A 22,016-nucleotide genomic window follows, 5' to 3' on the forward strand; every position below is an offset into this window, starting at 1 on the left:
TCCCCTGTTCGAAAAATTCATGACATCGTAAAGCAAAAAGTCCCGGCCGGGCCTGCTTGCCGGCCAGGGAGCGTGTCCGGATGTGACCGCGTGCGCCCGGGTGCGGTTTGCATATCCGCATGGCCGGCGCGGCAGCAGCCACGCATCGGGCGCCGCCGGCTCAATGGCTGCCCTGCAGCGCCCGGATGCGCAGTGTGTCGCCGTCGAGCTCGACCTGGGCGGCACGGTTGTGCAGCGAGTCGGGCAGGCGGGTCTCGATGACCCGGTAGACCCCCGCGATGGCCAGCAGTTCCGGATCCAGCTGGGTCGTGAGGATCATGGCGTGCGGGTTGCCGCGCGCGCCGGCCATGGCCTTGCCGCGCAACGGGCCGTAGACATGGATGTGGCCGTCGGCAATGACCTCGGCGCCCTGGCTGACCATGCCCATGACGATCAGATCGCCGCCGCGGGCATAGATGCGCTGGCCCGAACGCAGCGGGTGGCGGATCACCAGGGTTTCGGCGTGCGCGTCGGCATCGGATGGCGCCGGCTCCGCGGCGCCGGGTGTCGGGCTGGCCGAGGCGGGCTGGGCGCGTGCGGCCGGGGCCTGCGCGGGCACATCGGGGGGCTCGGGCGCGTGCGGCGCCTGGGACGGCTTGGCCGGGGCGGCGGCGCGGCCTGCCGGCCGGCCCGTGGAAATGTCCAGGGGAGCCAGGCCCGCATTGCGGGCGGAGTCCAGCAGGGTGTCGGGTGCGCGCACGCCGATCGGATGCAGGCGGTGGCGGCGCATGGCGTCGGCCAGCGCCAGCCAGTCGGGCGCCTGGTCCAGCCCCTGGGCGTCGAGCACCACGGGCTCGTTTTCGTAGAAGGCGCCGGCTTCCTTCATGCGCTGGTCCAGCGCCCGGGTCAGCTCGGCGGTGTCGGCCGTATGCAGCACGGCCCGCAGGACGTGCAGGGATGCACTCTTGAAGTCCAGGGCGGCGGCGGTCTTGGGCATGGCTTCGCGATTCCTTGATTGGGTGACCAGGCCCTAGACCCAGGTGTCGCGCAGGGTGACGGCGCGGTTGATCACCGGGCGCTCGGGCGTTGATTCCTCGCGGTCCGCGACGAAATAGCCCAGGCGCTCGAACTGCCAGGTGGCGCCGGGTTCGGCGTGCGTGCCGGGCTCGAGCCAGGCGTTGACGATCCGGCAGGAATCGGGGTTGAGCGCCTGCAGGAAATCGCGGTCGCCGCTGTCGGGATGCGGCTCGGTGAACAGCCGGTCGTACAGGCGGATCTCGGCGGGCACGGCGTGGGCGGCGCTGACCCAGGTGACGGTGCCCTTGACCTTGACGGCATCCGCGCCCGGCGTGCCGCTGCGCGTGTCGGGCAGGTATTCGGCGTGGACCTCGGTGACTTCGCCCTGCTCGTTCTTGACGCAGCCGGTGCAGCGCACGACGTAGCCATATTTCAGCCGGACCAGGTTGCCCGGGAACAGGCGGAAGTATTTCTTCGGCGGATCCTCGCGGAAATCGTCGCGCTCGATCCAGAGCTCGCGCGTGAACGGGAAGGAGCGGCGGGCGCCTTCGGGGTCGTGCGGGTTGAGCGGGGCGGAGCAGGGCTCGGCGTGGTCCTCGGGGAAGTTCGTGATGACCAGCTTGATCGGGTCGAGCACGGCCACGGCACGGGCCGCCACGGGATCGAGGTCGTCGCGCAGGGCCTGTTCCAGGATGCTGTAGTCGATACGCGAATCGGCCTTGGATACCCCGAGCCGTTCGCAGAACAGGCGGATGGAGCCCGGCGTGTAGCCCCGGCGGCGCAGGCCGGCCAGGGTGGGCAGGCGGGGGTCGTCCCAGCCCGAGACGTGGTTTTCCAGGACCAGCTGGCGCAGCTTGCGCTTGCTGGTGACGACGTAGCTGAGGTTCAGGCGCGCGAATTCGTGCTGGCGCGGCAGCGGCCCCGCCAGCTCGCCGAGTTCGGCCAGGCGTTCCAGGATCCAGTCGTAGAAGGGGCGCTGGTCCTCGAACTCGAGCGTGCAGATGCTGTGCGTGATGCCTTCCAGGGCGTCCTCGACCGGGTGCGCCCAGGCGTACATGGGGTAGATGCACCAGGTGTCGCCGGTGCGGTGGTGCGTCGCGTGGCGGATGCGGTAGAGGACCGGGTCGCGCAGGTTGATGTTGGGCGACGCCATGTCGATGCGCGCGCGCAGGGCCATGCGGCCGTCCGGGAACTTGCCGTCACGCATGTCGCGCAGCAGCGCCAGGGATTCGGCGGCGGGGCGGTCGCGCCAGGGCGAGTTCGTGCCCGGCTCGGTCAGCGTGCCGCGGGTGGCGCGCATCTCGTCGGCCGACTGCTCGTCGACGTAGGCGTGCCCGGCCCTGACCAGGGCCTCGGCAAAGCGGTACAGGGTCTCGAAGTAGTCGCTGGCGTAGAAGCAGTGCTCCACGCCGTTCTGCGTCCAGTCGAAACCCAGCCAGCGCACCATGTCGATGATGGCGTGGACGTATTCGTCTTCTTCCTTTTCCGGGTTGGTGTCATCGAAACGCAGGTGGCAGATGCCCTGGTAGTCGCGCGCCAGGCCGAAGTTCAGGCAGATGCTCTTGGCATGGCCGATGTGCAGGTAGCCGTTGGGCTCGGGAGGAAAGCGGGTGCGGATGCGGGCCGGGTCGGGCGCGCCGGCGCGGCGCACCTCGGCCGGGCTGGGCGGCGGCGCCCATTGCCTGTCCTGGTAGCGACCGGATTTGAGGTCGTTGTCGATGATGGTGCGCAGGAAATTCGAGGCAGGCGCTGAATCGGTGGTCATGGTGCGGGGATGGACTGGCCTCTGGGGCGGAAAGGGGCAAAAGAATGAAACGGGCATTTTGCCATGTTCGCGCGGGGGCGGCCGGCGGGGCCGCAAAAGGCGTACAGGCTCGAAGGGGGTTCATATAAACTAGCGCACATTATGACGCAAACCGCATGGGTTCTGTCGCTGTCCCAGTTTTACCTGAGCCTTGGCTTCGTGCTGTTCTTCCTGGCACTGGAACTGGGCCTGGCCTGGGTCTTGTTCGGCTTCCGGCTGCGCGCCCGGCACAGTCAGGCGGCCTTGCTCGCCTATCGCTTCTGGGCGCGCGTGTTCGCCTTGTCCCTGATCCTCGGCTTCGCCGCCAGCGTGCCGCTGCTGCTGCAGATCGGCACGCTGTGGCCGGGCTTCATGGAACGGGCAGGCGAGGTCGCGGGTCCGCTGGTGGGCATGGCCGTGCTGACGTCCTTCATCTTCAAGTCCTGCTTCCTGGGGGCCATGCTGTACGGGCAGCGGTCCCTGTCCGACCGCGCCCACACGCTGGTGGTGGGCATGGTGGCGGTCGGCACGTCGCTGACGGCCTGGTGGATTTCCGTGCTGCTGGCCTGGCTGCAGTGGCCCACCGGCGCGGTCCTGTCCGATGGCCGCTACCAGGTGTCCGACTGGCTCGAACTGCTGGGCGGCATCGCGCCGGTGCTGTTCGGCGTGCTGCTGGCCGGCGGCCTGCTGCTGGCGGTCACCCTGATGCTGGCCGTGACCGCCTGGCGCACGGAAGTCCGCCCCAGCGATGCGGGGGACCGCAGCGTATACGCCGGGGCGTTGCGTCTGGTGCTGCTGGCTTTGGTGCTGCAGACGCTGCTGGTGGCGGCCCTGGGGCGCGAGCTGCTGCCGCTGCAGCCGGCCCGCGTGGCGGCCGTCGTGCCGCAATGGACCAGCGGCCCGCCCGAGCGCCTGTCCCTGGCGGCCTGGCCCGACGAGGCCCAGGGGAGGGACGCCTGGCGGCTGCCGGGGCCCGCCGAATGGCCGTCCTGGGTGCGGCTGCCTGCCGATGGCCCGCTGCGTGGGCTGAACGACCTGGCCGGCATCCGGCCGCCCCTGGTCGCCACCTACCTGACGGCGCGGCTGGCCGTGCTGCTGACGGGCCTGCTGGCCGCGCTGGCGGCATGGGCACTGTGGCGGGGGCGTCGCCTGGGTTATGAGCCCGACCATCTGTCGCGCGCCGGCCGCATCGGCCTGCGGGCCATGGCCTGGCTGGCAGCGCTGTTGCAGGCGGCGGGCTGGGGGCACCTGCTGATCGGCAGCCTGCCCTACGCCATCCAGGGCACGGTGTCGCTGCGCGAGATCGGCACGACCGCCGGCGAGGGCGCGCTCTGGTTCGTCCTGTGCCTGCAGCTTGCCGTCTACGGCGCGCTGGCCGCGGGTTTTCATCAGTTGCTGCGGCACGCCACCCGCTACGGCGTGGTGCCGGTTGCCCGCCATCGGGGACGCGCATGATCGATTCACTGGCAGCTCTGCTGGGCCTGGGCGCCCAGGACCCGGCCTTCTGGATCCCCCTGGCGCTGATGGCCGTGTTCTTCGCCACCGTCGCGGCGGGCGTGCTCCTGGACGGCTTCGACATCGGCGTGGGCTGCGTGTCCCTGGTGGCGCCGCCCGCCCTGCGGCCTCGCATGCTGTCGCTGCTGGGCCCCTGGCGCGATGCCAACGAATTCTGGGTGTTCCTGGGCGTCGGCTTGTTCGCGGTGGCGTTTCCCTACGCCTGGCCCCAGACCCTGGGGCGCCTGTACCTGCCGCTGTCGCTGCTTGCCCTGGGCACGATGCTGCGTTCGGTGTGCTTCGAATGGCGCCTGCGGGCGCCGGCCGAGCACCAGGGGCGCTGGCAGTTCGGTTTCGGGGCGGGGGCCGTGCTGGTCGCGTTTTCCCACGGCTACATCCTGGCGCGGGTGGCGGTGGCCTACCAGCCGGGCGGGGGCAATACCGGCTTCGCGATCCTGATGGGCGGCTGCGCCGTGGCGGTCTACAGCCTGCTGGGCGCCGCCTGGCTGATGATGCGCGAGGCCGGCGAACTGCGCGTGCGCGCCGTGGGCTGGGCGCGCCGGACCCTGCGCTGGGGGGCCGTGGGGGCCGTGGGTGTGTCGGTGGTGCTGGATTTCTCCAATGCGGGGGTGTTCCTGAAATGGGGCGACGGTTCGCACTGGCTGGCGGTCGGCCTGGTCTGGAGCACCCTGCTGGCGTGCTTCGTCCTGACGGAAATGACGCTGCAGCGCATGATCAGCCACAGCTATCGCGCCTCGGCCCTGCCCTATGCCCTGGTGCTGGTGATCGTGCTGATCGTGCTGGGCGGCCTGGCCTATAGTTTCTTCCCTTACCTGGTGCTCGACGAAATCACGCTGTGGGATGCCGCCGCGCCCGTGGCGACCCTGCGCCTGGCCCTGTCGGCCGTGGTGATCGCACTGCCGGTGGCGCTGATCTTCAATCTCCGGGTGTACTGGCGCATGCTGGGCCGGTCGCGGCCGCCCAGCCCGCCGGATTTCAGGCCTTAGCCGCAGGGGCTGCATGATGCGCGGGCCGGATCTGCACCTGCGTGCCGACGGTGCGGTCGCCATGCTGTGCTGGGCGGCGCTGGCCGGCGTCGGCGGCGCTCTCGTGACGATCGCCTTCCACGCCGGCATCCATGGAATCCAGTGGCTGTTCGCGGGGCATTCGGGGGCCATCACCCGGGTGACGCGCGACCTGCCCTGGTGGCTGCGCCTGCTGGCGCCGGCCGTGGGCGGTCTGTGCGCCGGGTGGCTGCTGGTGGCCGCACGGCGCGTTTCGCGCGACGCGCATTCCGACTACATGGAAGCCGTGGCCATCGGCGACGGGAAGATGTCGGTCCGCCAGGGCCTGCTTCGTTCGTTGTCCTCGCTGTGCACGGTCGCGACGGGCGGATCGATCGGCCGCGAGGGTGCCATGGTCCACCTGGCCGCCCTGTGCGGATCGGTGATCGGGCGGCTGTTGCGCTCTGGCACGGCCCATCTGCGCCTGCTGGTGGCCTGCGGCGCGGCGGCCGGGGTCTCGGCGGCCTACGGCGCGCCCATCGCGGGGGCCGTGTTCGTGGGCGAAATCATCCTCGGCTCCATGTCCTTCCAGAATTTCGGCCCGTTGCTGGTTGCCGCCGCCGTGTCCAACCTGGTCATGCGGCTGAGCGGCCACTACGAGGCGCTGTACGCCATGCCCGGGCTGGAAGCCGTCCCGCCCGGCCTGCTGCTGCCCAGCCTGGCCCTGGGCGTCCTGGCCGGGGTGGGCGCGCCGCAGTTCCTGCGCTGCATCCACGGGGTGAAGTCGCTCTTCGGCCGCACCGGCCTGCCGCTGCCCCTGCGCCTGGCCCTGGGCGGCCTGCTGCTCGGGGGCGTGCTGGTCGGCATGCCGCAGATGGCGGGCAACGGCTACAGCGTGGTCGTATCCCTGCTGCATCAGCCCCAGGCCTGGCAGGCCGTGCTCTGGATCCTGCTGTGCAAGGTGCTGGCGACGTCGCTGACGGCGGGCTCGGGTGCCGTGGGCGGGGTGTTCACCCCGACCCTGTTCGTCGGCGCGGCACTGGGTTCGCTGTTTGCCCAGGGGCTGGGGGAGGTGTGGCCCGCGCTGTCGGGCCATGGCGCGGTCCTGACCCTGGTGGGCATGGGCTCCTTCCTGGCGGCCGCGACCAGTGCGCCCTTCATGGCGATCCTGATGATCTTCGAGATGACGCTCAGCTACCAGATGGTGCTGCCGCTGGTGCTGGCCTGCGTGGCGGCGTATTTCGTGTCGCGCGGCCTGGCTCAGGCGGTGATGTACCAGGTCACGCTGCATCACGAGGACAACCAGGCGCTGCGCCAGCGCCTGCGCCATGCCCGGCTGGACAGCCTGATGCGGCCGGCGGAAACCGTGATCCGCACGGATGCGCCCGTGCGCCGGGCGCAGGAGATGTTCCTGGACTATCCGGTGAAGTATCTGTACGTGGTCGACGCCGAAGGCGCCTGGCAGGGGGTGATCGCCCAGCAGGACCTGACCCGCATGATGCTGGCCGAGACCGACGTGCAGTCCAAGGTCTGCGGCGAGGTGCTGCGCCTGGACTTCGTCAAGCCCCTGTATCCCGACCTGAGCCTGGACGAGGCCCAGGCCCAGTTCAGCGCCTTCCAGGGAGAAAGGCTGCCGGTGGTCAGCCGCGACCGGCCCGCCCGGCTGCTGGGCGTGGTCTACAAGTCCGACCTGCTGGAGCGCTATTCGCAGTTGAAACGGGCGCTGGACGGCGAGGCCGATTTCGTGCTGCCGCCGCGCCGCGAGCGTCCGTGAACGCGCGCGGCGGCCTTGCGCGACCGCGCCGCGGCACGGTGATGGCATAATCCCGGTACTGGATATCGGAACAGCCTTTTCATGGTCATCCAAGCAGATTCCCTGTCGGCCCGCCCGCCCGAACCCCGCCTGGTCACCCCGGACGTGGCCTCGCGCGCCGAAGACTCCATCGAACGCGCCCTGCGGCCGAAGTCGCTGGGGGACTACGTCGGCCAGCAGCGGGTGCGCGAGCAGCTGGACATCTTCATCGCCGCGGCCCGCCAGCGCGGCGAATCGCTGGATCACGTGCTGCTGTTCGGTCCGCCGGGCCTGGGCAAGACGACCCTGGCGCACATCGTGGCCCACGAAATGGGCGTGCAGCTGCGCCAGACCTCGGGTCCGGTGCTGGAGCGGCCGGGCGACCTGGCCGCCATGCTGACCAATCTCGAGCGCAACGACGTCCTGTTCATCGACGAAATCCACCGCCTGTCCCCGGTGGTCGAGGAAATCCTCTACCCGGCGCTGGAAGACTTCCAGATCGACATCCTGATCGGCGAAGGCCCCGCGGCCCGCAGCGTCAAGATCGACCTGCAGCCTTTCACCCTGGTGGGGGCGACCACGCGCGCCGGCATGCTGACCAATCCGCTGCGCGACCGCTTCGGCATCGTGTCGCGGCTGGAATTCTATACACCCGACGAACTCACCCATATCGTGCGGCGCAGCGCCGGCCTGCTGGGCGCGGACACCACCGACGACGGCGCCGCCGAGATCGCCCGCCGCTCGCGCGGCACGCCGCGCATCGCCAACCGCCTGCTGCGCCGGGTGCGCGACTATGCCGATGTGCGGGCGGGCGGCCGCATCGACGCCGAAACCGCCCAGGCAGCGCTCGCCATGCTGGAAGTCGATCCCCAGGGCCTGGACCTGATGGACCGCAAGCTGCTGGAAGCCATCGTGCACAAGTTCGATGGCGGCCCCGTCGGGGTGGACAGCCTGGCTGCCGCCATCGGCGAAGAACGCGACACCATCGAGGACGTCATCGAGCCCTACCTGATCCAGCACGGCTACCTGCAGCGCACGCCGCGCGGGCGCATGGCCACGCGCCGCTGCTGGCAGCACCTGGGGCTGAAGGCGCCGGCGGGCGGATCGGAACCGGAATTGTTCTAGCCTGCCGGGCCCGCCCGGCAGGGCGTGCCGCTCAGGCGTGCTGCTGCCGCGCCCGCGTGCGCCGCGCAACTTCCAGGGACAGTGCCAGCAGCCCGGCGCCGGCCAGGGCGAAGACCCAGGTGTCCCGGCCATGGTCGGCCACCCAGGCCGCCGCCATGACACCCACCGACTGACCCAGGAACAGCACGCAGGCGAACAGGGACATGGCCATGCCGCGCGCGGCGGGCGCCATCTGCGTGGCCTGGGTCTGCAGGGTGTTGTGCAGGCCGTAGAAGCCGAAGCCGGCCAGCGCGCAGGCCAGCGGGGTCAGGGCCAGGGTGGGGGCATAGGCCAGGGATACGAAGCCGGCGCACAGCATCAGCCCGCCCAGCAGCGCCAGCCCGGGCTCGCCCAGGCTGCGCAGCAGGCGAGCGGCCAGGCGCGCGTAGACGAAGCCGCCGATACCGTAGCAGGCGGCGATGCCGCCTGCCATGGATAAAGACACGTCATGGTGGCGCTGCAGCGCGCTGGGAATGAAGGCAAGGGCGCCGAACGCCAGTGCGCCCTCGATCGAAGTGACCGTCAGGATCGAGCGGGCCGTGGGCGATGCAAGGATTTCCCGCAGCGCCTGCCGCGCCGGCAGCGCGGGGGCGGCGGCGTGGCGCTGCCGCGATCCATCCAGCGCGGCCTTCAGCAGCAGTCCGCCGGCCCCCAGGAACGCGGCCGCCAGCGCCAGGAAGGTATGGCGCCAGTCGGACCATTGGGCAATCAGGCCGCTGAGCCATTGCCCGGCCAGCACGCCGGTCACGCTGGCGCCCACGAGCCGGGCCAGGACGGTCTGGCGGGTTTCGTAAGGCACGTTGTCGCCGATCCATGCCATCGCCAGCGGAAAGATGCCGGCTGCGCAGGCGCCCGACAGGATGCGGGCCAGCACCAGCTGGTCCAGGCCGGCGGCCAGGAAGGCGAGGCCGTTGCCGATGACACAGGCCAGGGCGCACAGCGCGATGATCCGCAGCTTGCCGTAGCGGTCGCCCAGGGGGCCGAAGCACAGCTGGAACACGCCGTAGGCGATGGCGAATGTGTACACGGTCCGGGCGGCTTCGCCGGTGCTGGCGGCGAATTCCGCGCCGATCGCGGGCAGCAGCGTGTCGCAGGCCCGCATCGACGCGATGCTGGCGAAGCAGCAGGCGCACAGCAGCCAGGTGATGGAGGCCTGAGTCCTGAAGGTCATGGGGCGTCCTGGGGTGTCGGGAACCGGGGATCGATGGCGCGCCGTGCCGGTCCGGGCCGCTAGTCGCGGATCTGCCCGACGCAGGCGACCACGTCGGGACCGTAGATTTCCAGCTTGCGTGCTCCCACGCCGCTGACGCCGGCCAGTGCATCCAGGCTGTCGGGATTGCGCAGGGCGATCTCGCGCAGCGTGGCGTCGTGGAAGATCACGTAGGCCGGCACATTGTGTTCGCGGGCCGTGCGCGCGCGCCAGGCGCGCAGGTGCTCGAAACGGGCCAGGGCATCGGGGGGCAACGCATCCAGCTGCGCCGCCGTGGTGGTGCGCTGCCGGCTGGGCCTGGCGCGTTTCGTGGCCACGGGCCGCAGCATCAGGGTACGCTCGCCCTTCAGCACGACACGGCTTGCCTCGGTGAGCGCGAGGGTGCCGTAGCCTTCCAGGTCCACCGTCAGCAGGCCCAGCGCCAGGGCCTGGCGCAGGATGCCGCGCCAGGCGTCCGCCGACAGGTCGGCGCCCACGCCGAAGACGCTGAGCGTGTCGTGTCCGTGCTGCTTCACCCGGTCGGTCTCCTGGCCGCGCAGGATGTCGATCAGGTGGCCGCCGCCGAAGCGCTGGCCGCGTTCGCGCCACAGGCGGTAGACCGCCGAAAGCAGTTTCTGCATCGCCACCGTGCCGTCCCAGGCAGCGGGCGGCTCCAGGCAGGTGTCGCAGTTGCCGCAGGGCTCGATCTCCTGGCCGAAATAGGCCAGGAGATCCTGGCGGCGGCAGGTGACGGTCTCGCACAGGGCCAGCATGGCATCCAGCTGGCGCATCTGGCGGCGCTGGTGCAGGGCGTCGCCCTCGGAATCGTCGATCATGCGCCGCTGCTGCACCACATCCTGCAGGCCGTAGGCCAGCCAGGCGTCGGCGGGCAGCCCGTCGCGTCCGGCGCGCCCCGTTTCCTGGTAGTAGCCTTCGATCGATTTGGGCAGGTCGATGTGGGCGACGAAGCGCACGTCGGGTTTGTTGACCCCCATGCCGAAGGCGATGGTGGCGACCATGACGATGCCGTCCTCGCGCAGGAAGCGGGCCTGGTGTTCGGCGCGGGTCCGGGCGTCCAGGCCGGCGTGGTAGGGCAGGGCGGCGATGCCGTTGCGCGACAGGAATTCCGCCGTCTGCTCGACACGCGAGCGCGACAGGGCGTAGACGATGCCGCATTCCCCGGCATGTTCGGCGCGGATGAAATCCAGCAGCTGGCGCCGCACCTCGTGCTTCTCGACGATGCTGTAGCGGATGTTGGGCCGGTCGAAGCTGGCGACGAACTGCGGCGCGTCGTCCAGCGACAGGCAGGCGACGATATCGGCGCGCGTGGCGGCGGTGGCGGTGGCGGTCAGGGCGATGCGCGGCACGCCGGGCCAGCGCTCGGCCAGCAGCTTGAGCTCCTGGTATTCGGGCCGGAAATCGTGGCCCCACTGCGATACGCAGTGGGCCTCGTCGATGGCGAACAGGGCGATCCGGCCGCCGTCGAGCAGTTCCAGGCAGCGCGGGGTCAGCAGGCGCTCGGGCGCCACGTACAGCAGGTCCAGTTCGCCGCGCAGGTAGGCGCGCTCGACCTCCCGGGCCTGGCCGGGCGTCTGCGACGAATTCAGGAAGGCCGCCCGCACGCCCAGTTCCAGCAGGGCGTCGACCTGGTCCTGCATCAGGGCGATCAGCGGCGAGATGACGATGCCCGTACCCGGGCGCACCAGGGCGGGGATCTGGTAGCACAGGGACTTGCCCCCGCCCGTGGGCATCAGCACCAGGGCATCGCCGCCGCCGATGATGTGGTCGATGACGGACTGCTGCTCGCCCCGGAAGGCCTCGTAGCCGAAGACTTCGCGCAGGGCATCCAGCGCGCTTTCGTAGCGCGGCGCCGCGGGCGGCGGCGCGTGGCGGCCGCCGTCCGGAAAGTCCAGGGGCTGGCCGTCCTCGTCCCAGAACGGCATCAGGGCTTCTTCGTGCATGCCGGCTCCGGCCTCAGCCGCGCGCCAGGGCCTTCAGGGCCTGGCGGATGCTGTCGGACACGCTCAGGCCTTCGGGCAGGGTGCTCATGGCGCGGCGGGCCTCGGCGGCGGAATAGCCCAGGGCCTGCAGGGCATTGAGCACGTCGCTGCCGCCCGTGGCGGCGGGCGCGCCGTCCGGGCGGACCTGCCCCGGGATGGCGCCGAGCTTGTCGCGCAATTCCAGCAGCAGGCGCTCGGCGGTCTTCTTGCCGATGCCGGGCACCTTCACCAGGCGGCCGGATTCCTGATGCTCGACCGCGTCGGCCAGGTCTTCCACGCTCAGACCCGAGAGCACGGCCAGGGCCGTGCGCGCGCCGATCCCGCTGACCTTGATCAGGGCCCGGAAGGCGCTGCGTTCGGCCGGCGTGGCGAAACCGTACAGGACATGGGCGTCTTCGCGGATCGCCAGGTGGGTGAGCAGGGTCACGGACTGGCCGACGGGGGGCAGCTTGTAGAGGGTGCTCATGGGCACGTCGATCTCGTAGCCCAGGCCCCCGGCCTGGACGCAGATCGTGGGGGGGGACAGCTCGATCAGGGTGCCGGTGATGCGGCCGATCATGGCGGACTCCGTCGTTCGGGGTGGGTGCGGGGCGCGGCCCGCATGGGGGATCCGGTGTCCATCAGGACACCAGGCGTCCGGTGCGCAGGCGCCGCCGGCCCGTGGACAGGGTTTCGGGCGCCAGCGCCTGCAACCGTCCGGCCAGCGGCGCGCAGTGGGCATGGCAGATGGCGCAGGCCAGCGCATCGGCGGCGTCGGGCGCCGGCTCGCCATCCAGCGACAGCAGATGACGCACCATGGCCTGGATCTGTTCCTTGGAAGCCCGGCCGGTGCCGACCACGGCCTTCTTGATCTGCAGGGCGGTGTATTCCTGGACGTCCAGGCCGCAGTCTGCCAGGGCGCACAATGCGGCGCCGCGCGCCTGGCCCAGCAGGAGCGTCGAGGCCGGGTTGGCATTGAGAAAGACTTTTTCCAGCGCCGCCTGGTCCGGCCGCACATCGCGGGCGACCTCGCGCAGGTTGTCCAGGATCACCTTGAGGCGTCCGTGCAGGGGCAGGGCGGGCGGCACCACGATGGTGCCGCTGGCCACGTAGCGCAGCCGCGCGCCCCGGGCCTCGATCACGCCGAAGCCCGTGCGCCGCAAGCCCGGATCGACCCCGAGGATGATCATCAGTGCCGGAAATGGCGGGCGCCGGTGAAGACCATGGCGACGCCGCGTTCGTCGGCCGCCGCGATGACCTCGTCGTCGCGGATGCTGCCGCCCGGCTGGATGACGCAGGCCGCGCCGGCGTCGGCCACCACGTCCAGGCCGTCGCGGAACGGGAAGAAGGCATCCGAGGCGACCGCCGAGCCTTGCAGCGTCAGGCCCGCCTTCTCGGCCTTGATCGAGGCGATGCGGGCCGAGTCGACGCGGCTCATCTGGCCTGCGCCCACGCCCAGCGTCATGCCCTGGCCGCAGAATACGATGGCGTTGGACTTGACGAAGCGGGCCACGTTCCAGGCGAACAGCAGGTCTCGCATCTGTTCGGCGGTGGGCGCCAGGCGGGTGACCACGCGCACGTCGGCCTCGGTGGCCTGCAGGTTGTCGGGATCCTGGGCCAGCCAGCCGCCGCCGACGCGCTTCAGGTCGAAGGGGTTGTGGGCCGAACCCAGGGGCACTTCCAGGACGCGCACGTTCTTCTTCGCGGCCAGCAGGCTCAGGGCGGCGCCGGTGTAGGCGGGGGCGATCAGGACTTCCAGGAACTGCTCGCTCACCGCCCGCGCGGTCTCTTCGTCCACCGGGGTGTTGAAGGCGATGATGCCGCCGAAGGCCGAGGTCGGGTCGGTCTTGAAGGCCTGGCGGTAGGCCGACAGGGCGTCCGCGCCCAGGGCCACGCCGCAGGGGTTGGCGTGCTTGACGATGACGCAGGCGCCGGCCTGGAAGCTGCGCACGCATTCCCAGGCGGCATCGGCGTCGGCGATGTTGTTGTAGGACAGCTCCTTGCCCTGGATCTGGCGGTAGCCGGCCAGCAGGCCCGCGCCCACCTGGGCGTCGCGATAGAAGGCAGCGCCCTGGTGCGGGTTTTCACCGTAGCGCAGGGATTGCTCGCGGCGCATCTGCACGGTCAGCACGCGCGGCCAGGTCTCGCGTTCGGGGACTTCGGAAGGGGCGGGCTCGCGCGCCGCCAGGCTGCTCAGGTAGGCGGCGATGGCGCCGTCGTAGGCGGCGGTATGGGCGTAGACCTTGGCGGCCAGCTCCAGCCGCAGGCCGTAGGACGGCTGGCGGGCCGGGCCGTCCATGTCGGCCAGCACGCGCGGGTAGTCGGCGGGGTCGATCACCACGGTGACGCCGCCGCCATTGGGCGAACCGTGATTCTTGGCCGCCGAGCGCAGCATGGCGGGCCCGCCGATGTCGATGTTCTCGATGGCGTCGGCCAGGATGCAGTCCGGCCTGGCGACCGTCTGCTGGAACGGGTACAGGTTGACCACCAGCAGGTCGATGGGAGGGATGTCCTGCTCTTTAAGCGTCTGCAGGTGCGCGGGGTCGTCGCGCCGTGCCAGCAGGCCGCCGTGGATGCGCGGATGCAGGGTCTTGACGCGGCCGTCGAGGATTTCGGGCGAACCGGTGTGGGCGGCGACCTCGGTGACCTTCAGGCCGGCCTCGGACAGCAGGCGGGCGGTGCCGCCGGTCGACAGGATGGCGACCCCGCGTTGAGCGAGGGCCTGGGCGAATTCGACGATGCCCGATTTATCGGACACGGAGATCAGTGCGGTCTGGATGGTCATGTCGGCAACTGGGGAGGATGGGAAAAACGGAATGAGCGGCCCTAGGCCTGGATCTGGTGCGCCTGGAGCTTCTTGCGCAGGGTGCCGCGCGTGATCCCGAGCATGTCGGCCGCGCGCGTCTGGTTGCCCCCGGTGCGTTCCATCGCGACTTCCAGGACGGTGCGTTCCACGCACAGGCCGACCATGGAAAGCATGTCGTGCGGGGTGGACTCGCCCAGGTCTTCGAAATAGCGCTCGAGCTGTTCGCGGACGGCTTGTGCCAGGGGGGTGGTGGTGCTCATGTTGGATCGATCTGAGAATCAGTGAAGGGAAGGCGCGGTTTCCAGGACGGCATCGGCAGGCTGTTCGTCGAACCACTGCCGCAGGGCGTCGGACTGCTGCGCGGTGCTGTCCAGCGCCATGATGCGCGGCAGCAGCGTGTCGGCGCCCGGCAGTCCGGCCAGATACCAGCCGATGTGCTTGCGGGCGCTGCGCACGCCGGTGCGCTCACCGTAGAAAGTGTAGTGATCTTCCAGGTGGCCCAGCAGATGCTCGCGCAGTTCGCCGTAGGTGGGCGGGGGCAGATGGGTGCCGTGCGCCAGGTAGTGGGCTATTTCGCGGAAGATCCAGGGCCGTCCCTGGGCGGCGCGGCCGACCATGATGGCGTCGGCTCCAGTGTAATCCAGGACGCGGCGGGCCTTCTCCGGCGAGTCGATGTCGCCGTTGGCGATCAGCGGGATGCGGATTTCCCGGCGGACTTCCCGGAGCGTGTCGTATTCGGCTTGCCCTGCGTACAGGTCGCAGCGGGTGCGGCCGTGCAGCGTCAGGGCGGCAATGCCGCAGTCTTCAGCCAGGCGGGCGATGCGCACGGCGTTGCGGCTGTCGCGGTCCCAGCCGGTGCGGGTCTTCAGGGTGACGGGCACGCCCAGCGGGGCGCAGGCGGACACGACGCGGTCCAGGATGCGGGCCACCAGGGCCTCGTCGCGCAGCAGCGCCGAGCCGGAGGCGACGTTGCAGACCTTTTTCGCCGGGCAGCCCATGTTGATGTCGATGATGCGAGCGCCCTTGCGGATGTTGAACACGGCGGCCTCGGCCAGCATGTCGGGATCGGCCCCGGCGATCTGCACCGCCACCGGGTCGGGCTCGCCGTCGTGGTTCAGGCGGCGCGATGTCTTCACGCTGTCCCAGAGGCGCGGGTTGCTGGCTGCCATTTCCGAGACCGCGTAGGCCGCCCCCAGGGCCTTGCACAGGCGACGGTAGGGGCGGTCGGTGACCCCCGCCATGGGGGCCACACAGACGGGGTGGGACAGGGTCCAGGATCCGATGCGCATGGCGGGCATTGTAGGCCGTTCGGGGTCGGGCGGCCCCTACAGCCGCTGGCCCTGCAGCAGGTGGCGGGCCAGGGGCTTGCGCAGCGCCGGCAGCAGGTCCAGGGCGGCCAGACCCAGGCCGCAGGCGTGGCGGACCAGCGGATTGCCCGTGGCGAACAGGCGCGGCAGGGCATCGGTGATGCCCAGGGTCAGCGCGCGATCCGGGCGGCGGCGCCGGACGTGGCGTTCGAGCAGGGGCTGGAGCGGCGCATCGGGCGCCGCCAGCCAGGGCCGCAGGACCTGGGCCAGCTGGGCCACGTCCCGCAGGCCCAGGTTCAGCCCCTGGCCGGCGACCGGATGCAGGGTCTGGGCGGCGTTGCCCACGGCCACCAGGCCGCGCCCCAGCAGGCCGGGCCCCGCGTGCAGCGACAGGGGGAATGCGTGGGCCTCGCCCATCCGCCGCAGGCGGCCGAGGCGCTGGCCGAAGGCGGCCTGCAGCGCCGCGTCGAACGCGGCGTCCGGCAGGCCCGTCAGGATCCGGGCGCGTTCCGGCGGCACGCACCAGACCAGGCTGTAGAGCGCGTCGCCGGCCGGGTGCGGCAGCAGGGCCAGCGGACCGGTGCGGGTGAAGCGTTCGAAAGCGCGGCCCGGCAGCGGGGCGGCGGCCCGCACGGTTGCCAGCACGGCATGCTGGCCGTATTCCCGATGCAGGCCCTGCGGGCGGGCCCCGTCGGACAGCAGCGCCAGTCGCGCGGTGCGCGGCCCGTCCGCCAGCATCAGGCGCACGGGCGAGCCTGCCAGTGGCCGCGGCGGCCGTTCCGGCAGCAGGGTCACGCCGGCGCGGCGCACGCCGGCGTACAGCGTCTCGAGCAGTTCGTCGTAGGCCACCACGCAGCCCAGCCGCGGGACGTCCAGTTCGGCATGGTCGATCAGGGTGCGGCCCAGGTGCCCGGCCTGGGAGACATGCACGGTCAGGATGTCGGCGGCGTGCCCGGGCCAGGCGCCCAGCGTTTCCAGGAAACGGCGGCTGCCGTGGTTCAGGGCCAGGGCGCGCGGATCGATGGACTGGCCCGCCGGGCGCGGCGCGGGCGCGGGGCCCATCAGGGCGATGCGCGCGGGATCCGGGGCCGCGTCCGCCAGGCTCAGGGCCAGGGCGCAGCCGACCGGGCCGGATCCCAGGATGGCGATGTCGTAGGTCGGAATGGCCATGGTTGTTCGGGCGGCGAAAAACGACCATTTTAGAATGCTTTAAACTAGCCGGATCGCGTTATTCTGGATGAATCGGCCCGTCATGGACGTGCTTGCCTGGCTGCAGCCTTGGGAATTCTCGCCTGCCCTGGTGCTGGCTTTCGTGGCGTCGGCATGGCTGTTCGTGCGCGGCTGCCGGGTGCATCGCGTCGGCGTCCTGCGCCAGTCCCTGTTCTGGATCGGCTGGGTCATGCTGTACCTGTCCATGCATACGCAGCTGGACTACTACGCCGAGCGGATGTTCTTCATCCACCGTCTCCAGCACCTCGTCCTTCACCACCTGGGGCCGCTGCTGGTCATGAGCGCCTATCCGGGCCAGGTGATGCGCGCCGGGCTGCCCCTGGCCTGGCGCACCCGGCTGGCGGCCGCCCGCCGCCGCCCCGGGCCGGTCCGCCTCCTGGAAGCCCTGGCCACGCACCGTTTCCTGGTGCCCCTGCTGTTCCTGCTGATGGTGCTGGTCTGGCTGGAGCCCACCGTGCAGTTCTATTCCATGCTCGATTGGCGGCTCTACCGGCTCATGAACTGGGCGGTGGTGATCACCGGGGTCATGTACTGGAACCTGATCCTGGACCGGCGGCCCCATCCGCCGGCGGCGATGTCTCCCGGGGGACGGATCTTCTCGCCCGTCTTCACCATGGCGCCGCAGATGGTCGCCGGCGCTGTGATCGTCTTTTCCGAACACGACATCTATCCGGTATTCGATCTGTGCGGCCGTGCGCTGCCCGGTTTCAGCGCGCTGGACGACCAGGTGATCGGCGGGCTGATCATGTGGGTGCCGGCGGGCCTGATCGAGACGTTCGGGCTGCTGGTGGCCCTGGGTACCCTGATGCGGCTGTCGGCCCGCAACCGCCTGCCGCAGCCCCGGCGGCGTGCGGCCGCCCGGCCGGCGAACGCAGCCTGATCGGGCCATGACCGCGGGCGGAGGAACCCCATGAAGACCTGGATGCGGCGCACGGGCGTGGGCCTGGGCCTGGCCGGCATCCTGGCGGCGGGCATGCCGCACGCCTGGGCCCAGCCCATGGGACTGCCCTCGATGGGCGCGGTTTCCTCATCGGAACTGTCTCCTGCGGTCGAGCGCACCCTGGGCCAGGCCATCATGGAGCAGGGCCGCCAGGATCCCACCTATATCGGCGACCTGGACATCAATCAGTACCTGACCGCACTCGGCCGCAAGCTGGCTGCCCACGCACCCCAGGCGCTGGCCCAGGACATCACCGTGTTCGCCGTGCGCGATCCCTCGATCAACGCCTTTGCCCTGCCGGGGGGCTACATCGGCGTGCACAGCGGGCTGGTGGTCGGGGCGCAAAGCGAATCCGAACTGGCGGGCGTGCTTGCGCACGAAATCGGCCACGTCATGCAGCGCCACATCGCCCGGGGCATTGCGCAGCAATCCCAGGGCACAGGCATCATGGTGGCCAGCCTGGTCGGCGCCCTGCTGGCGGCCCTGGCCGGCCAGGGCGATCTCGCCATGGGGGTCGCCACCTTCGGCCAGGCCGCCGCCATCGACCGGCAGCTCGGCTTTTCGCGGGGTGCCGAGCAAGAGGCAGACCGGGCGGGGCTGCAGATGATGCGCCAGGCCGGCTTCGATCCGCAGGGCATGCTGGCCATGTTCCGCCGCCTGATGAACGCCTCGCGCCTGAACGAGGGGACTGGCGGGGGCTATGCCTCGACCCACCCGCTGTCCATCCAGCGCCTGTCGGACATCGAGAACCGCATCGAAGGCCAGCCCGCCGCCGCGGTCACGCCCGACCCCGAGTTCTGGTTCGTGCGTGCCCGTCTCGCCCTGATCCAGGCACGCAGCCACGCGGACCGCCAGCGCCTGAAGCAGACCTTGCGCAGCGAGGCGCGCGACCTCTCGGGCGTGCGCCAGGCCGCCGCCTACTACGGCCTGGCCTCGCTGGGCAAGGCCGAGGGCGACCTGGCCAGCGCCCGGGCGCAGTTGGCCCAGGCGCAATCCGTGCAGGCAGCGGCGCCGCAGCTGGACATGCTGGCGATCCAGCTGGCCGGCGCACAGGGTGCGGCCGCCGCCGTGGACGTCTCCGCTGCCGCCTGGAAGCGCTGGCCCGACAGCCAGGGGGTGGCCGACGAGCGCGCCCGCGCCTTGCAGAAGGCAGGCCAGGATGCGGCTGCCGCGGATTTCCTGCAGGCTGCCACCCGGCAGTGGCCCGAGACGCCGGAATTCCAAAAACTGCTGGCGACCAGCCTGGAGCGCCTGGGCCGCGAAGTCGAGGCGCATGAAGCCATGGCAAGTTATTTCGAGCAGACCGGCGCGCTACCCACCGCGGTCGAGCACCTGCAGCAGGCGCGGACGCTGTCGAAGGATTTCTACGCCCAGTCGCGGCTCGACACGCGCATCCGCGCCCTGCGCGAACGGCTGGACAATCAGCGCGCGCTGCTGGAACCATTCAAGAAATAGGCTCGGCAACGGGCCTTGCGACGGCGGCCGTGGGGCGGCCCGGATTCAGGCGCCGGTGTTGAAGAACCGCAGCAGCCGCGCCGGCAGCCAGCGCAGGTGGCCCGGGAACATGCCGGTGACGAAGCCCGCATGGCCGCCCAGGGCCGGCTGGTGCAGCAGCACGTCGCCGGATGCGTCCCTGGACCCCGGCAGCGAGGCTTCGGGCACGAAGGGATCGTTGCGGGCATTGAGCACCAGCGTGGGCGTGCGGATCGACGGCAGCAGCGGCAGGCTGGCCGCCCGGGTCCAGTAATCCAGCGCATTCAGGTAGCCGTGCATGGGCGCGGTGTACAGGTCGTCGAATTCGCGCAGACTGCGCATGCTCTGGGTGCGCGATACGTCCACCGAGCCGGGAAATTCACGGGCCTTATCGAAGATCTTGCGGCGGATGCTGCGCAGGAAGTGGCGGGAATACAGCTGCCGGCCCCAGAACGTATCCGACAGGTGGCGGCCGCATGCGGCCAGGTCCATCGGGACGGATACCGCGGCCGCGGCGTGCAGCCCGTGGGGCGTGCAGTTCGATTCGCCGAGCAGCTTCAGCAGGGCGTTGCCGCCCAGCGAGATTCCGGCGGCATGCCATCGAGCGTCGGGCAGGCGGGCGCGGACATGGCCGAGCATGAAGTCGATCTCGGCCGAATCGCCGCTGTAGTATGCACGCGCCATGCGGTTGGGCACGCCCGAACAACCGCGGAAATGCGCCGCGGCCACGATCCAGCCGGCGGCGCGGAAATCATGGGCGATCGCCTGCATGTAGGGGCTCAGGCTGCTGCCCTCGAGGCCGTGGAACAGGATCAGGGCGGGGGCGTCGCCCGCCAGCGCGGACCAGTCGGCCGCTTCGAGCCAGCGCCGCGCTGCCGTGCCCACCAGGCCGGACTCGTGTGGCGATGCCTGGCCGTCGGGCCGCAGATTGGGATTCAGGCCGGGGCCGCACCAGTCCAGGTCGATGAAGTCGCCATCGGGCGTGTCGACCCGTTCGCGCACGAAATGCAGGGCGGAATGCTGGGCGCAGAATGCCCCGTACAGTGTCTGCGCATGGCCGCCCGGCAGCCAGGCCGGCACGGGACAGGGGCTGGTGTCGATGCGTGCGGTCATGAGGTTTCGCCTCCGCGCCGCGCACCCGGGTATCCGCGTTCTGAAAAGCCCTGCACGCTCATGGCGGTCAGTGGAGAGTGCGGGCGGGATCGGGCCGGTCGAACAGTTCGGCCTCGCGGGGCGCCGCCGAAGCATGGTGCACGATCATCCGCCAGCCCTCGGGGCCTTTCTGGTAGATGTTGGTGGTGTAGAAATTCAGCGTGTCCTTGCCGCGCGGGGTATCGACCGTGATCTGTTCGATCAGCACATGGATGGCACTCATCACCCCCGTCATGGCCTTGACCTGGGCCGGGAACGCGGCGACCTGGCCGTTGGCGAAGATGTGCTCCCAGCCTTCCCGGACGGCCCGGGGGCCGAGGGTGCGCAGGCCGCCCGGGTGGATGCAGGCCACGTCTTCGTCATCGCTCCATACGCGCATCATCAGGGCGATGTCGCCCTGGCGCATGGCTTCGTAGAAGGCGTATTCCGCTTCTTCGGGCGTCGGGAACATGGGGTCGGATCGGGATCAGTGGCCGTGCACCTTTTCGCCTTCGCGCAGGGCGTAGCGGGTGCCGCAGTACTGGCAGCGCGCCACCTTGTTCTTGACGACCTCGATGTAGATGCGCGGGTGCTGGCTCCAGAGGGGTGCCTTGGGGCCGGGGCAATAGACCGGCAGGTCTTCGGCGCCGACTTCGACGATGTCCTGGTTGCTGGCGGTTTCGGGCACGCTGCTCATGGTGTTTCCTGATAGGGGCCGGATCGGCGGGGCGTCCGGGTTGGGGTTCGGGTTGAAGGATCAGACCTTGGAGAGCCAATGGTGGTATTTCGGCGTCTTGCCGGATACCGCATCGAAGAAGGCCTTCTGGAGCTGGGTGGTGATCGGCCCGCGTTCCCCGGCGCCGATCTGGCGGCCGTCGATTTCGCGGATCGGGGTGACTTCGGCCGCCGTGCCCGTGAAGAAGGCTTCGTCGGCGATGTACAGGTCGTCGCGGGTCAGCCGGCGCGATTCCACCCGCAGGCCCAGGTCGGCGGCGATCTGGTGGATGGACGCCCGCGTGATCCCGGTCAGGGCGCAGGCGATGTCGGGTTCGTAGACGACGCCGTCGCGCACGATGAACAGGTTCTCGCCGGAGCCTTCGGCCACGAAGCCCTGGGTGTCCAGCAGGATGGCTTCGTCGTAGCCGTGGTCCAGCGCCTCGGCGTTGGCGAGGATGGAATTGGCGTAGGTGCTGGCGATCTTCGCGCGCGGCATGGTGACGTTGACATGCTGCCGGGCGTAGGACGAGATCTTGACGCGGATGCCTTGTTTCAGGGCTTCTTCGCCCAGGTAGGCGCCCCAGGGCCAGGCGGCGATCGCAACGTGGACCGAGGCGCCACGGGGCGAGACGCCCATCTTTTCGGAGCCGTAGAACACCAGGGGCCGGATGTAGCAGGATTCGAGTTCGTTGCGGCGCACGACCTCGATCTGGGCTTCGGAGATCGCCTCGCGCGAGAAGGGAATCTTCATCTGGTAGATGTGCGCGGAGTTGAACAGGCGCTTGGTGTGGTCTTCCAGGCGGAAGATCGCGGTGCCGTGGTCGGTGCGGTAGGCGCGCACCCCTTCGAAGACGGCCAGCCCGTAATGCAGCGAGTGCGTCAGCACGTGCGTGGTCGCATCGCGCCAGGGCACCAGTTTGCCGTCGTACCAGATCACCCCATCTCGATCAGCCATGGACATCGCCGTCTCCCGGAATTTGTCAGGGATACATTGTACCAATTGCCCGGCAC

At 70.3% G+C, this 22,016-nt stretch carries 20 protein-coding genes; 6 read left to right on the forward strand and 14 right to left on the reverse strand.

What is annotated here, in order from left to right:
• Nucleotides 1-160: 160 nt before the first annotated feature.
• Complete coding sequence (gene minC / locus ABD022_RS09390; protein WP_325124088.1) at nucleotides 161-976, reverse strand: septum site-determining protein MinC; 816 nt, start codon at nucleotides 974-976, stop codon at nucleotides 161-163.
• Nucleotides 977-1,009: 33 nt separating this feature from the next.
• Nucleotides 1,010-2,761 (reverse strand): glutamine--tRNA ligase/YqeY domain fusion protein, encoded by a 1,752-nt coding sequence (locus tag ABD022_RS09395; RefSeq protein ID WP_325124087.1) that lies wholly within the window; start codon nucleotides 2,759-2,761, stop codon nucleotides 1,010-1,012.
• 141 nt (nucleotides 2,762-2,902) lie between these two features.
• Here ABD022_RS09395 and ABD022_RS09400 point away from each other — a divergent pair, with 141 nt between their 5' ends.
• From ABD022_RS09400 to ruvB, 4 genes are all read left to right on the forward strand, one after another.
• Nucleotides 2,903-4,234 (forward strand): cytochrome ubiquinol oxidase subunit I, encoded by a 1,332-nt coding sequence (locus ABD022_RS09400; protein ID WP_325124086.1) that lies wholly within the window; start codon nucleotides 2,903-2,905, stop codon nucleotides 4,232-4,234.
• Nucleotides 4,231-5,280: a cytochrome d ubiquinol oxidase subunit II gene (locus ABD022_RS09405; protein WP_325124085.1), complete on the forward strand. Its 1,050-nt coding sequence runs from the start codon at nucleotides 4,231-4,233 to the stop codon at nucleotides 5,278-5,280. The genes ABD022_RS09400 and ABD022_RS09405 overlap by 4 nt, the downstream gene beginning before the upstream one ends.
• A 13-nt stretch (nucleotides 5,281-5,293) precedes the next feature.
• A complete protein-coding gene (locus tag ABD022_RS09410) occupies nucleotides 5,294-7,051 on the forward strand; it encodes a ClcB-like voltage-gated chloride channel protein (protein ID WP_343821091.1) in 1,758 nt (585 codons plus the stop codon).
• A gap of 81 nt (nucleotides 7,052-7,132) precedes the next feature.
• Nucleotides 7,133-8,194: a Holliday junction branch migration DNA helicase RuvB gene (gene ruvB, locus ABD022_RS09415; RefSeq protein ID WP_325124083.1), complete on the forward strand. Its 1,062-nt coding sequence runs from the start codon at nucleotides 7,133-7,135 to the stop codon at nucleotides 8,192-8,194.
• Nucleotides 8,195-8,225: 31 nt separating this feature from the next.
• On the opposite strand, the gene ABD022_RS09420 is transcribed toward ruvB, so the two are convergent.
• The 8 genes from ABD022_RS09420 to ABD022_RS09455 all read right to left on the reverse strand — a co-directional run bounded on the left by ABD022_RS09420 (nucleotide 8,226) and on the right by ABD022_RS09455 (nucleotide 16,684).
• Entirely contained in the window at nucleotides 8,226-9,404 is a 1,179-nt protein-coding gene (locus tag ABD022_RS09420) for an MFS transporter (protein ID WP_325124082.1), read from the reverse strand.
• 59 nt (nucleotides 9,405-9,463) lie between these two features.
• Entirely contained in the window at nucleotides 9,464-11,383 is a 1,920-nt protein-coding gene (recQ, locus tag ABD022_RS09425; RefSeq protein WP_343821092.1) for a DNA helicase RecQ, read from the reverse strand.
• 13 nt (nucleotides 11,384-11,396) lie between these two features.
• Nucleotides 11,397-11,981, reverse strand: coding sequence for a Holliday junction branch migration protein RuvA (gene ruvA, locus ABD022_RS09430; RefSeq protein WP_343821093.1), 585 nt, complete (start codon nucleotides 11,979-11,981; stop codon nucleotides 11,397-11,399).
• Nucleotides 11,982-12,042: 61 nt separating this feature from the next.
• Nucleotides 12,043-12,591 carry a crossover junction endodeoxyribonuclease RuvC gene (gene ruvC, locus ABD022_RS09435; RefSeq protein WP_325124079.1) on the reverse strand — a complete coding sequence of 183 codons (549 nt, stop codon included), beginning with the start codon at nucleotides 12,589-12,591 and terminating at the stop codon, nucleotides 12,043-12,045.
• Entirely contained in the window at nucleotides 12,591-14,186 is a 1,596-nt protein-coding gene (gene purH, locus ABD022_RS09440; protein ID WP_325124078.1) for a bifunctional phosphoribosylaminoimidazolecarboxamide formyltransferase/IMP cyclohydrolase, read from the reverse strand. The genes ruvC and purH overlap by 1 nt, the downstream gene beginning before the upstream one ends.
• 41 nt (nucleotides 14,187-14,227) lie before the next feature.
• Entirely contained in the window at nucleotides 14,228-14,467 is a 240-nt protein-coding gene (locus tag ABD022_RS09445) for a helix-turn-helix domain-containing protein (protein ID WP_325124077.1), read from the reverse strand.
• A gap of 18 nt (nucleotides 14,468-14,485) precedes the next feature.
• Complete coding sequence (gene dusB, locus ABD022_RS09450; protein ID WP_325124076.1) at nucleotides 14,486-15,496, reverse strand: tRNA dihydrouridine synthase DusB; 1,011 nt, start codon at nucleotides 15,494-15,496, stop codon at nucleotides 14,486-14,488.
• A 36-nt stretch (nucleotides 15,497-15,532) separates the two neighbouring features.
• Nucleotides 15,533-16,684 (reverse strand): Rossmann-fold NAD(P)-binding domain-containing protein, encoded by a 1,152-nt coding sequence (locus ABD022_RS09455; RefSeq protein ID WP_325124075.1) that lies wholly within the window; start codon nucleotides 16,682-16,684, stop codon nucleotides 15,533-15,535.
• An 82-nt stretch (nucleotides 16,685-16,766) separates the two neighbouring features.
• On the opposite strand from ABD022_RS09455, the gene ABD022_RS09460 reads away from it, so the two are divergent.
• Both ABD022_RS09460 and ABD022_RS09465 read left to right on the forward strand, forming a co-directional pair.
• On the forward strand, nucleotides 16,767-17,624 hold the full coding sequence (locus ABD022_RS09460; RefSeq protein WP_414647396.1) for a cytochrome c oxidase assembly protein: 858 nt from the start codon (nucleotides 16,767-16,769) through the stop codon (nucleotides 17,622-17,624).
• Nucleotides 17,625-17,654: 30 nt separating this feature from the next.
• Nucleotides 17,655-19,139, forward strand: coding sequence for a M48 family metalloprotease (locus tag ABD022_RS09465; protein WP_325124073.1), 1,485 nt, complete (start codon nucleotides 17,655-17,657; stop codon nucleotides 19,137-19,139).
• Between the two features lie 45 nt (nucleotides 19,140-19,184).
• Here the strand turns inward: ABD022_RS09465 and ABD022_RS09470 are convergent, their stop codons facing one another.
• The 4 genes from ABD022_RS09470 to ABD022_RS09485 all read right to left on the reverse strand — a co-directional run bounded on the left by ABD022_RS09470 (nucleotide 19,185) and on the right by ABD022_RS09485 (nucleotide 21,966).
• Entirely contained in the window at nucleotides 19,185-20,270 is a 1,086-nt protein-coding gene (locus ABD022_RS09470) for a YheT family hydrolase (RefSeq protein ID WP_343821097.1), read from the reverse strand.
• A 67-nt stretch (nucleotides 20,271-20,337) separates the two neighbouring features.
• A complete protein-coding gene (locus tag ABD022_RS09475; RefSeq protein WP_325124071.1) occupies nucleotides 20,338-20,760 on the reverse strand; it encodes a YybH family protein in 423 nt (140 codons plus the stop codon).
• 15 nt (nucleotides 20,761-20,775) lie between these two features.
• The gene (locus tag ABD022_RS09480) at nucleotides 20,776-20,985 is read right to left on the reverse strand and encodes a zinc-finger domain-containing protein (RefSeq protein WP_325124070.1); all 210 of its coding nucleotides are present in this window, start codon (nucleotides 20,983-20,985) and stop codon (nucleotides 20,776-20,778) included.
• 60 nt (nucleotides 20,986-21,045) lie between these two features.
• Nucleotides 21,046-21,966, reverse strand: coding sequence for a branched-chain amino acid transaminase (locus tag ABD022_RS09485; RefSeq protein ID WP_325124069.1), 921 nt, complete (start codon nucleotides 21,964-21,966; stop codon nucleotides 21,046-21,048).
• Nucleotides 21,967-22,016 lie beyond the last annotated feature (50 nt).

It is taken from the genome of Castellaniella daejeonensis (assembly GCF_039523555.1).
GTDB lineage: Bacteria > Pseudomonadota > Gammaproteobacteria > Burkholderiales > Burkholderiaceae_B > Castellaniella > Castellaniella daejeonensis.